Here is a 12,438-nt window from a genome sequence, read left to right on the forward strand (position 1 = left end):
TGGCGTCTTGCCCTGAAGGCCCGGGCAGGCGCCATCAGTATGCCTTGCGGGCCGGCACGTGCAGCTTTACCTGTGTGCCGGCACCCGGTGCGCTATCGATGTCCAGCGTGCCGCCCAGGCTGCGGGCGCGCTCACGCATGCCCACCATGCCCCAGTGCCCGGGACGTTGGCCGGCGGCAGCCACGCTGTCACCGAGGCCCCGGCCGTCATCGTCCACCCGCAGTGTCAGGCCGCCGGCCCCGTACTCCAGGACCAGGGTGATTTTCCCCGCATCCGCATAGCGCGACGCATTGAACAGCGCTTCGCGGGCAATCGCGTAGATCTCATCCTGCACACCGGGCTGCAAACGGTGCGGCGCGCCGCGCACGCGCATCTCGAACTGGTGAGCGCGGTGCTCTGCCAGCCCCTTGCCGAACTGCTCGAGCGCCAGCCCCAGTTCTTCGGGCGACGCCGAGGCCCGCAAGTCCATGATCTGGTCGCGCCCTTCCACCAGCAGTTGCTCGGCCAGGTTCAGGGTCTGGTCCAGCCGTACGCGTTCCTGCGTGCCTTCCTTGAGCAGCCGGCTGTGGGCGTCGAACGACAGCAACAGCGACTGCACGCTTTGCAGCAGGGTATCGTGCAGCGCGCGGGCAATCCGGGTGCGCTCGGCCAGCCGTTCCTGCAGGCGCTCCTGCATGCGACGAGTGAGGCTGCGGATGCGCAGCGCATAGGCGATATAGAGCAGCAGCGCCGCCAATCCCGCCAGCAGCAGCTTGAACCAGCCGGTTTGCACGAAGGTCGGCGCGATCTCGATGTCGAGCGCGGCGCCGGCGGTGTTCCACAAGTTGTCCTCGTTGGAGGCGATCACCTCGAAGCGGTATTTACCGGGCGCCAGGTTGGTGTAATACGCTGCGCGCCGACCCACTGGCTCCTGCCAGTCGCGGTCCAGCCCCACCAGCCGGTAACGCATGCGCACCCGCTCCGGAATCGAGAGGCTGAGCGCCGTAAAATCGATCTGCATGTCGCGTGTGCCCTGCGGCAGCACCAGCGAGTGCGCCCCGGCCTCACGGACCGGATGGCGCGCGCCTTCCGCCACCACGGCAACGATGCGCACGGGCGGCGGCAGGCGATTGCGCAGGATGTTGGCCGGGTCGATGGTGCCGACCGAACTGGTGGTGGCGTACCACAGCTTGCCGTCGCGGGCGCGCAGCAGCGACGGCACCGGGCGCAGTTGCGGTGCGTGGCCCTGCATGCCGTCGCGGGCGTCGAAGCGCTCGAATGCCAGTAACGTGCGCGGATTGGTCGACCATGCATCGAGGCTGGCAGCGGCGACGCGGTACAGGCCTTCCGCACCCTGCAGCCACAGGTCGCCGTCCGGCATGCGCACGATGCCGGAGACGCCGCGAAAATGCTCGCCGCGCTCACCCGTCAGTGCAACGAAGCCGCCATCCCGATACAGCGCCACGCCGTTCTCGGCGCCCACCCACATGCGCTGGCTGTCCGCATGCAGGGCCAGCACGGTGCCAAGTTCCAGCCCATGTGCTGCACCGAGGCGGCGCACGGCGCCGTCGCCCACCACGCTGATCTCGCTGCGCAAATGGCCGAGCCACAAGTCGCCTTTACCATCGAGCGCCATGGTGGTGGTGAGCAGTTCTGAGATGCCGCGCAAGCCGCCGGACTTTACCCAGCGGCCATGCTCCAGCCGGTACACGCCCTTGCCGGCCGAGAACGAGGCCCACAGCGCGCCGTGGCGGTCCTGTTGCAACGCGTGCACGCGCAGGCCCTTGACGTCGTCCGGAAAGCCGAACGTGGTCACCGCGCCATCGGGCAAGCGGCGCTTGACGCCGGCGGTGCCGCCCAGCCACAGCACGCCGTCCGGCGCGGCGCTGGCGGCCGTGATCTCGCCAGCCACTTCGCGCTGGCGCGGTCCATCGGCATCGTAGCGCCACACGTCGCCGGCATAGTCGCCCACCCAGATATCGCCTTCCGGGCCGGTCATCAGCGCGGGAAACTGCAAGCGCACCTTGCCCGGCATGGTGGCCAGGCGGTTGGGACGCAGCCGGTCGATGCCCTGCGAGGTGCTGATCCACAGGTTGCCCTCGCGGTCCTGGAAACTGGTTGACAGCATCGGGCCACTGATACCGTTCAATTGCGACAGGCGCTGGTCTGGTGCGGCGAGACCGGCGCCCTTGATACGGCGTTCCAGCGCATCGGCGTGCAGCACCCACAGCGTGTCCCGCTGGTCGTAGCGGATCGACGATCCGTCCATATCGGGCTTGATCACGGTGCCGGCCGGCGGCGCGGTACGCCGCACCTTGTAATAGCTATGCTGAAAATCCTGGGCCCAGATCGCACCATCGGGCGCCTCTGCCAGCGCCACCCGTCCCTCGCGCGGCCACGACGGGCGAAAGCGCGACTCGCCCCTGGGCCTGAAATACGCACCAATATTGGTGCCGATCCAGGTAGTACCGTCGCGCGCAAACAGGATCTGGAACACGCCCAGCGCTGGCAAGCCGGCCGTCGGCGGCAGATACTCGAAGCGCCGCGCGCCCGGCGCCAGCACCGCCACGCCGTCGCGCATCGCCGCCCAGACCGCGCCGTCGGGCGCCACCTCGATATGCATCACGCCCACCGGTTGCAGGCCGCCTGCTTCGGTATAGGTTTGCGCGCCATCCTTGCGAAATACCGAAACGCCGCCCACGCGATCCCCCACCCACAGCGCGCCGTCGGGCGCCGTGGCCAGCGCCATGATGTTGCTGGTGGCGAGCGCATGGCCGTACACCTGCGTCACGCGCTCGAAATGCACGCCATCGAAGCGGTAAAGGCCGGTGGGCGTGGCGACCCACAGCCAGCCATCGTCGCCCTGGGCGAACTTGGTGGCGCCGGTGGGCGCGCCATCGACAGCAGTCCACGCCGTGTGCGTGTACTCCGACAGCAGCGGCCGGGGCGCGGCCGCCCAGCAGCCGTGCGCCACGACCAACAGTAGATACAACAACGCTTTGGGGAGGGACAAGCTCATGGACTGGGAAAACGGTAACGGGAGCCGGAGAAGGATGCAGAATATAGCGGATAAATGGCTTCTTCGCAGCGGCAATACGGCAATCGGCATCGATCGCCCCGGCGCTGCCAAATTATCAGGCGATTGACGCGAAGCGCCCGGTTCATCGCCGTATCATCGACCGCTCAACCACGACCAAAGTACAGCCATGCGCCCGACACTCCATCGACTCGCGGTCACCAGCCTCCTGGCGCTGCTTGCCATGTCCGCCCACGCGAAACCCGACCTCACCCTGCATTACGACCGTCCGGCCGCCGCCTGGACCGAGGCGCTCCCGGTCGGTAATGGCCGTCTGGGAGCGATGGTGTTCGGCCGTCCCGGCGACGAACTGCTGCAACTGAACGAGGCCACCCTGTGGAGCGGCGGCCCGGTGGACAAGAACCTCAATCCGGGCGCGTATGCCGCGCTGGGCGAAGTGCGCCAGGCCCTGGCACGCGATGACTACGCGGCAGCCTACGCGCTGTCGCGCAAGCTGCAAGGCCCCTACACGGAAGGCTTCCTGCCGCTGGGCGAGCTGCACCTGCGCCACGACCTGGCCGGCGCCCCGGCAACCGGGTACCGGCGCAGCCTCGATCTGCGCGACGGCATCCAGTCCACGGCCTTTACGGCCAACGGCGTGACGTACCGGCGCGAGGTGTTCGCCTCGGTACCCGACCAGGTGATCGTGGTGCGGCTCACGGCCGACCAGCCGCGCAGCCTGGACCTGGAACTGGAGACGGCCAGCCTGCTCAAATCGACCAGCGTCGCCACCGCAGACGGCCTGCGGCTGGCTGGCAAGGCGCCGGCCCACGTGGACCCCAGCTACGTCAAGCACAATCCCGAGCCGATCGTGGAAATCGATCCGACCGGCTGCAAGGGCATGCGCTACGAGCTGCTGGTCAAGCCGGTGCTCGATGATGGCGACGGCACCGTGGAAGCCGACGGCGCCCGTCTGCGCATCCGCGCCGCATCGTCGGTCACGCTGCTGCTGTCGGCTGCCACCAGCTTTACCGGCTACGACCGGTGCCCCGACAGCGCGGGCCGCGACCAGCACGCGCTGGCGCAGGGCTACCTGGATGCCGCCGCCAAACGCGGTTACGCCACGCTGCGCGCCGCCCACGTGGACAACTTCCGCAGCATGTTCGACCGCGTGTCGCTCACGCTGGACAGCAACGCGCCCGATCGCAGCGCCATTCCGACCGACCGCCGCCTGGCCGAGCACACGGCCGGCGCTGCCGATCCCGGTCTGGAAGCGCTGTACGTCCAGTACGGCCGCTACCTGCTGATGTCTTCCTCGCGCACGCGCAACGCGCCGGCCAACCTGCAGGGCATCTGGAATCCCATCGTGCGGGCGCCCTGGAGCAGCAACTACACCACCAACATCAACGTCCAGATGAACTACTGGCTGGTCGATAGCGCCAACCTGGGCGAACTGTTCGCGCCGATGGACGACCTGATACGCAACCTGGCCGTCACCGGCGCGGAAACGGCCGCCTCGTACTACCGCGCGCCCGGCTGGGCCGTGCACCACAATTCCGACATCTGGGCCAGCAGCAATCCGGTCGGCGACTTCGGCAAGGGCGATCCCAAGTGGGCCAACTGGTACATGGGCAGCGCCTGGCTCACCCGTCACCTGTGGGAACACTACCGGTTCACCGGCGACCGCGATTACCTGCGCAGCGCCTACCCGGTCATGAAAGGCGCGGCGCAGTTCATGCTGGCCTGGCTGCAGCCCAACGCCCAGGGGCAACTGGTGACCTCTCCTTCCACCTCGCCGGAAAACGCCTTTTATTATGGCGACCGCCAGACCGGCGTGGTGAGCGTGGCGTCCACCATGGACATCGCCATCGCCCGTGACTTGTTCCGCAACCTCGAGGCGGCGGGCAAGGAATTGAACATCGATGCGCCGTTCCGCCGCCAGGTGCGCGCGGCCAACGACAAGCTGCTGCCGTTCCAGGTGGGCGCGCGCGGCCAGTTGCAGGAATGGTCGAAAGACTTCAAGGAAGTCGAACCGCACCATCGCCACGTGTCGCACCTGTACGCGCTGCATCCGGCGCGCGACATCTCGCCGCTTGCCACACCCAGGCTGGCCGACGCTGCGCGCCGCACGCTGGAACTGCGCGGCGACGACGGCACCGGCTGGGCGCTGGCATGGAAGGTCAATATGTGGGCGCGCCTGCTCGATGGCGACCACGCCTACACGCTGTTTCGCAACCTGCTGCGCCTGACCAAACCGGGCGACAAGCACGGCGGCGCCTACGCCAACCTGTTCGACGCCCATCCGCCGTTCCAGATCGACGGCAATTTCGCCGGCACCGCCGGCGTGATCGAGATGCTGTTGCAAAGCCAGAACGGCGAACTGCACCTGCTGCCGGCGCTGCCGGCCGCCTGGCGCGATGGTGAAGTCAAGGGACTGGTCGGGCGCGGCAACTTCGTGGTCGATATCGACTGGGGCCAGGGGCGGTTGAAGTCGGCGCGCATCACAGCGCGGCGCGATGGCCGCTGCATGCTGCGCACCGCCGCGCCGGTGCGGGTGGCTGGCGTAAAGGCCGCCAGCCGCCGCGATGCCCTCGGCTATACCACCACGTTCAACGCGGTGCGGGGGAAGGTTTATGCCGTAATTCCTGCGCGTTGAACGCGGCGGCCGGTGTGGCCGGCGTGGCTGCACTGGTACGCATGTGATAGCATTAATGTTTCCATGCGGCACTATTGTGCTGCCATCCAACGCCGAGGGGCCTGTCTTGATCGCACTACACACCATCACCACCCGCATGCTGCCACTCGGCGTGGCATTGGCCCTGGCAGCATGCGGCGGGGGCGGCGGCGAGAAATCGGCAGCTTCCACGCCCGATCCGGTGCAAGTGCAGCTGCCGCCGGTGGTGGCCGTGCCAGCTCCGATCGTCAGCGATCCGGGCCAGCCAGGCGTGGTCGTCAAGCCGGCCGGCGCCACGTCGTCGTCCGTGGAAAATCCGGCCATGTCGGCCTTTCAAGCCATCGACGGCAGTGCGACCACGCGCTGGTCCAGCACCGCCGTCGATAACGCGTACATCCAGTTCGATTTCGGCGCCAGCACCGCCATCGGCTACATGAAACTGCTGTGGGAAGATTCGTACGCCAAACAGTACGCCGTGCAGGTGTCCGACGATGGCCAGAACTGGTCGCAGTTGCGCTACGTGTCCGACGGCCGCGGCGGCGCCGAGGAATTTTTCAACCTGGGTGCGCGGGCGCGCTATCTGCGCGTGCAGGGCGTGGAACGCGCCACGCAGTACGGTTACTCGCTGTTCGAAGTGGAGTTCAAGTCGCCCGGCAATGACAACACCCTGCCCACGGCCACGACTTCTGCGCTGCGCTATCCCGCCAGCGGCGCCGGCTGGACGCCGCTGCCCGCGAGCGCCGACCCGCTCGAGACGCTGCAGTTCACCCTGGCCGACGGCACGCTGGTCACGCGTTTCGGCGCGCGCGGGCTGGCGCGCCACGGGCGCGAACGGGGCGAGGACTGGAACGAAATCGGCTACGGCCCCAATGAGACCGTGGATCCGGCCACCGGCCTGCCGGTGGACAAGGGCCCGGGCAACTACCTCACTTTCGTGCCGCAGTATTTCAAGAACCGCACCTGGGGCGTGGAGATCATCGACAACAGCCGCGTGGCCGGCGTGGCCAAGCCCACTTTGATCGTCAACCAGTACACCACCGTCGATTTCCTGCCAGGCGGGGTGGCCTTTTTCCGCGGCTTCGATCGGCCGGGCGTGACCGGCTACGGCTGGATGGCGCCCGGCGAACTGGTGGACCGCGATGTCGCCGTCTGCAAACCCACGCCCTATCCGGCCAATGGCAAGCTGGCTACCGCCACCGGCATCAACGGCGCCTGCACCTTGCAGGTCAAGGACTACCCGGGCCACGGCGGCCTCGATGCCGCCGGCATGCCGAACAATGTCCACGTGCCGGCGCGCGCGCTGGCCGTGGGCGATGCGATCGAGGTGTCGCCGTCGATGTTTTCCACTTCGGCCGCCATGGGCGCCATTGGCGACACCGGCGGCATCCGTTACTACTCGGCGGAGTGGATATACGTGGTGGGCGCCGGCTTGCAGCCGTGGTATGGCGTGCAGCCCCGTTTGAACTCGGTGCCGCTGCCGGCGGCCACGCTGGCCGGCGGCCTCGGTTCGGTGTCCTACAACTACAGCGACAACGGCCTGTTCATGTTCCAGCAGCCGCACAACCACACCGGCATGCAGAACATGCAGCGCTTCGTGGAAGGCCGGCGCCTGGTGCACACCAGTTTTACCACCGGTGAACACAACGAGCCTGGCAACGACCGCTATGCAGCGGCGGTGGGCCTGCAGGGCCAGCGCTTCAACCAGTCGGCCTGCATCGCGTGCCACGTCAACAACGGCCGCAGCCCGGCGCCTGCCGCCATCAACCAGCGCCTGGACACGATGTCAGTGCGGGTAGCCGCCATCGACGCCAACGGCGTGCAGTCGCCGCATCCGCAGTACGGCGCGGCGGTGCAGATGAACGGCGTGTCCGCTACCGGCGCGCGCCAGAACTGGGGCAGCGGCGTGCGCGTGGCGGCGTTCGATTCGCGCCAGGTCACGCTGGCCGACGGCACCGTGGTCGAGCTGCGCAAGCCCGCCATCGCCTTCGACGGCGCCACCCCGGCGGCGGTATCGCTGCGCGCGGCCCAGCCAATGATGGGCACCGGTCTGCTCGAGGCGATCCCGGAAGCGGAGATCCTGTCGCGCGTGCGTTCTTCCCCGGACGCCGACGGCGTCATCGGCGTGGCCAACTTCGTGTTCGATCCGGAGTCAGGCGCGGTGCGCCTGGGCCGCTTCGGCTGGAAGGCGTCCAAGGCCAGCCTGCGCCATCAAACCGCGTCGGCGCTGCTGGCCGACATGGCGGTCACGTCGCCCGTCTATCGCAACCGGTCGTGCCACACCGATCCCGCCGGCTGCGGCGCGGCGGCTGCGCAGCCGGGCATTACCGAAGCCGACCTGCAACTGATCACCCGGTACCTGGCGCTGGTGGCGGTGCCGGCCCAGCGCAGCATGCCAAGCGGCTTCCCCAAGGGCGTGGCTCCCCTCGACGAACACCGCGTGGATGCCGCCCAGGTGGCGGCCGGCGCGCGGCTGTTCGACGGCATGCGCTGCGTGGCCTGCCACACGGCGCAAATGACCACCGGCAGCGGCCACCTGCTCGCGGAGCTGCGCAACCAGGCCATCGCGCCGTATTCCGACCTGCTGCTGCACGACATGGGCGCCGGCCTGGCCGACAACCTGGTGGAAGGACAGGCCAAGGGCAATATGTGGCGTACCGCGCCGCTGTGGGGCATCGGCTATACCGACAAGGTGATGGGCAGCGCCGGCAGCGTCGGCTACCTGCATGACGGCCGCGCACGCAACCTGACCGAGGCGATTCTATGGCACGACGGCGAAGCGGCGCGGGCGCGGCAGCGCTTCGAGCAACTGTCCCGGACCGACCGCGACGCCGTGCTGGCGTTTTTGAAGTCGCTGTAAGCAGGGCTGCGGCACTGCCCATATGAGCGCAGCCGCACAGTGGCAGATTGCGGTCCGCAGTATGGTGCTCCTAAAAACAGGAGGAGCACATGATTTTCTGGACCATAGTGGTATTGCTGATCGGCGTACCCGCCGTGATCCTGGGCGTGCCGGCACTGCGCCGAAGCCTGGTCACGCCGCATATTTTCGCGCTGTTCAAGCGCATCCTGCCCGCCATGTCCGACACCGAACGCGATGCGCTCGAAGCCGGCACCACCTGGTGGGATGCCGACCTGTTCTCGGGCCGTCCGGATTGGGACAAGCTGATGAAACTGCCCAAGCCCACGCTCACCGCCGAAGAGCAGTCGTTCCTCGACGTGGAAGTGCGCCACCTGTGCGAACTGGTGGACGACTGGGAATCGACGCAAGTGTGGCAAGGCATCCCCGGCCCGGCCTGGCAATATGCGCGCGACAAGGGCTTTCTCGGCATGATCATCCCCAAGGAATACGGCGGCAAAGCCTTCTCCGCGTACATGCACTCGCAGGTGGTGATGCAGCTGTCCACCCGTTCGTCGGCGCTGGCCGTGCAGGTGATGGTGCCCAACTCGCTGGGACCGGCCGAACTGCTGCTCCACTACGGTACCGAAGACCAGAAAAACTACTATCTGCCACGCCTGGCCGCCGGCAAGGAAATCCCGTGCTTTGCGCTCACCAGCCCCTACGCGGGGTCCGATGCTGCCGCCATTCCCGACACCGGCGTGGTCTGCATGGGCACCCATGAAGGCCGCGAGACGCTGGGCCTGCGCATCACCTGGAACAAGCGCTACATTACGCTGGGGCCCATCGCCACCCTGCTTGGCCTGGCATTCCGCGTGGTCGATCCTGATCGCCTGCTGCCTCCCGGGACCGACACCGGCATCACCTGCGCGCTGATACCCACGACCCACGAGGGCGTGGTGATCGGCCGCCGCCATTGGCCGCTGGGCGCCGTGTTCCAGAACGGCCCTACCAGCGGCAAGGACGTGTTCATTCCGATGGACTGGATCATCGGCGGGCCACAGCAGATCGGCAAGGGCTGGCGCATGCTGATGGAGTGCCTGGCCGCCGGCCGCGCGATTTCCCTGCCATCGACCAGCGTGGGCACCGCCAAGCTGGCCGTGCGCGGCACCAGCGCCTATTGCGCGATCCGGCGCCAGTTCAAGACGCCGATCGGCAAGTTCGAGGGCGTGCAGGAGGCGCTGGCCCGCATGGGCGGCAACCTGTACATGATGGACGCTACCCGCAAGCTGTCCGCGCTGGCCGTGGACCTCGGTGAAAAGCCGGCCGTGATCTCGGCCATCGCCAAGTACCACGTGACCGAACGCGGACGTGCGGTGGTCAACGACGGCATGGACATCCTGGGCGGCAAGGGCATCTGCATGGGCCCCAGCAATTTCCTCGGCCGCGCCTACCAGCAGATCCCGATTGCCATCACGGTGGAAGGCGCCAACATTCTCACCCGCTGCCTGATCATCTTCGGCCAGGGCGCCATTCGCGCCCATCCCTACGTGCTGCGCGAAATGCACGCCACGGCCGACAAGGACCAGCGCCGCGCCGAACTGGAATTCGACGACGCCTTTTTCGGCCACGTGCGCTTCGTGTGCGCCAATGCCGCGCGCGGCCTGTGGTACGCGCTCACCGGCGCCAGTTCCGCGCCCGTGCCCGAGCAGGCCGATCCCGCCATGGCCGGCTACTACCGCGCCGTCGGCCGCATGTCCACAGCCTTTGCGCTGCTGACCGACACCTCGATGTTCGTGCTGGGCGGAGAACTCAAGCGCCGCGAGCGCATTTCCGCCCGCCTCGGCGATGCGCTGTCGATGCTGTACCTGGTCAGCGCCACGCTCAAGCGCTTCGAGGACGATGGCCGCCAGGCCGACGATGCGCCATACGTCCACTGGTCGGTGCAGGATGCGCTGCACAAGGCGCAACTGGCGCTGGCCGGGGTGCTCGACAACTTCCCCAACCGCTTCATCGCCGGCGCCGTGCGCGTGCTGCTGTTCCCGTTCGGGATGCCGTACGCGGAACCGAACGACGACCTGGGCGGCAACGTGGCGCGCGCCATGCAGACGGCAGGCCCGAGCCGCGAACGCCTGCTGGCCGACGGCTTCCTGGCCGACGACCTGCGCGACCCGGTGGCCTGCGGCGAGCTGGCTTTCGCCCTGCTGCCGCAGGTGGACGCCATCGAGCATCGCTTGAAACCCGCCGTGCGCGCTGGCCAGCTCGAAGCGATGCCGCAAACCCTGCCGCTGCTGGACCAGTGGAGCGCACATGCGGTGTCGCTTGGCCTGCTCACGCCGGAGGAACGCCGCACGCTGGCCGACTTCGCCCGCTTTACCGACCTGTCGGTGCACGTCGATGACTTCTCGCCCGACCTCAACGCGGCCGTCGATGCCGAGCAGCGCCGCCGCATGACGGCGCCGGCCATCGTCCTGGAGGTGTGACACTACGGTGTGAACCTGGTTGTACGCCATCTACTCACGAAAGTGATTAGATGGCGCGAAGCGTTGACACTCTCAATCAGACTATCGATACTCCAACGATCATGGCGTGCTTTGCGGGGCTAACCGAATGCGGTACAGTCTACGCGTCGCGCCTCTGCGCGATACCCCATATCGTTGTACCACTTGCCTCACTCGTATTGAAGGACTGGTAAATACATGAAACTACGTCAGCAGCTGTTCGTCCCCGCAATCCTGTTCTCCGCCCTGGCCAGCGCCGGCATCGTCAACGCCGCCGAGCGCCTGACTGTCACCGTTACCCACACGCTGGACCAGGCCCGCCCCTCGGAAACCATCACCATCCCCTGGACCGAAATCAATCGCGCCCTGCCTGGCGCGCTGCTGCAGAAGATCGCCGTCAAGGACGCGGCCGGCAAGGTGCTGCCATACCAGGTGACCAACGTGGCGCCGCAGGCCAAGGATCCGAAGAACGAAGGCATCGCCTACGGCGAGCTGATTTTCCAGCATGACTTCGCCCCGGGCGAAAAGAAGGCCACCTTCACGGTCGAGAAAATCGACACCGTGGCGCCGGTCTTCCCGAGCAAGGTGTCGGCCCGCTACATCCAGGAACGTCTCGACGATTTCGCCTGGGAGAACGACAAGGTGGCGCACCGCACCTACGGTCCCGCGCTGGCGGCGCCTGCCGCAGAAGGCAGCGGCAAAGAGGTGCTGGTCACCAGCGGCATGGACATCTGGTTCAAGCGCGTACCGTACCCGATCGTCGATCGCTGGTACAACAAGGGCCACGACCATTACCATGACGACGAAGGCGAAGGCATGGACATGTACAACGTCGGCAAGTCGCGCGGCGCCGGCGGCGCCGGCATCTGGGACGGCAAGACCCTGTACACGGGCGTGAACTACGCCGGCTGGAAAGTGATCGCCAATGGCCCGATCCGCGCCATCTTCGAGCTGTCGTACGACGCCTGGGATGCCGGCGGCGCCAAGGTCTCGGAAGTGAAGCGCTTCACCGTCGATGCCGGCCACTATTTCGACCAGATCGACAGCACCTTCAACTTCACCGGCCCGCAGCAGCTCACCGCCGCCATCGGCCTGAACAAGACCCCGGCTGACAAGGGCCAGGACGCCAAGGTGCAGCCGATCACGCAACCGGCCGACCGCGCGCTGCTGCAATGGGTGGAGCAGAAATCGAACGGCGCCTTCGGCACCGCCATCATCGTGCCGACCGCCGGCGAAAAGGACTACGCCGAAGACAAGCTCAATGCGCTGATCACCGCGAAAATCGTTTCCGGCCAGCCGCTGCGCTACTACGTGGGCGCCGGCTGGACCCGCGCCGGCGACTTCGCCAAACGCGAAGACTGGACCAAGTACGTCTCGGCCCAGGCTGCGCGCGTGCGCGCACCGGTCACCGTCGCGCTGTCAGTCACCAAGTAAT

The 12,438-nt window shown here is 67.3% G+C and carries 5 protein-coding genes; 4 read left to right on the forward strand and 1 reads right to left on the reverse strand.

The window, feature by feature from the left end:
- Nucleotides 1-34: 34 nt before the first annotated feature.
- The gene (locus SR858_RS12750) at nt 35-2,971 is read right to left on the reverse strand and encodes a sensor histidine kinase (RefSeq protein ID WP_322534584.1); all 2,937 of its coding nucleotides are present in this window, start codon (nt 2,969-2,971) and stop codon (nt 35-37) included.
- 214 nt (nt 2,972-3,185) lie between these two features.
- On the opposite strand from SR858_RS12750, the gene SR858_RS12755 reads away from it, so the two are divergent.
- From SR858_RS12755 to SR858_RS12770, 4 genes are all read left to right on the forward strand, one after another.
- Nucleotides 3,186-5,651 (forward strand): glycoside hydrolase family 95 protein, encoded by a 2,466-nt coding sequence (locus SR858_RS12755; RefSeq protein WP_026637169.1) that lies wholly within the window; start codon nt 3,186-3,188, stop codon nt 5,649-5,651.
- A gap of 106 nt (nt 5,652-5,757) precedes the next feature.
- Entirely contained in the window at nt 5,758-8,526 is a 2,769-nt protein-coding gene (locus SR858_RS12760) for a di-heme oxidoredictase family protein (RefSeq protein WP_019921176.1), read from the forward strand.
- A gap of 89 nt (nt 8,527-8,615) precedes the next feature.
- Nucleotides 8,616-10,985, forward strand: a complete 2,370-nt coding sequence (locus SR858_RS12765) for an acyl-CoA dehydrogenase (protein WP_019921177.1) — start codon at nt 8,616-8,618, stop codon at nt 10,983-10,985.
- A gap of 216 nt (nt 10,986-11,201) precedes the next feature.
- Nucleotides 11,202-12,437, forward strand: coding sequence for a DUF4861 domain-containing protein (locus SR858_RS12770; protein ID WP_019921178.1), 1,236 nt, complete (start codon nt 11,202-11,204; stop codon nt 12,435-12,437).
- The last annotated feature ends 1 nt before the right edge of the window (nt 12,438 follow it).

The organism is Duganella zoogloeoides, assembly GCF_034479515.1.
GTDB classification, from domain to species: Bacteria; Pseudomonadota; Gammaproteobacteria; order Burkholderiales; family Burkholderiaceae_D; genus Rugamonas; species Rugamonas zoogloeoides.

What these genes read in the sequence shown, in the direction of transcription:
- SR858_RS12770 (WP_019921178.1), top strand. Translation starts at nt 11,202, where the DNA reads ATGAAACTACGTCAGCAGCTGTTCGTCCCCGCAATCCTGTTCTCCGCC.
- SR858_RS12755 (WP_026637169.1), top strand. Translation starts at nt 3,186, where the DNA reads ATGCGCCCGACACTCCATCGACTCGCGGTCACCAGCCTCCTGGCGCTG.
- SR858_RS12765 (WP_019921177.1), top strand. Translation starts at nt 8,616, where the DNA reads ATGATTTTCTGGACCATAGTGGTATTGCTGATCGGCGTACCCGCCGTG.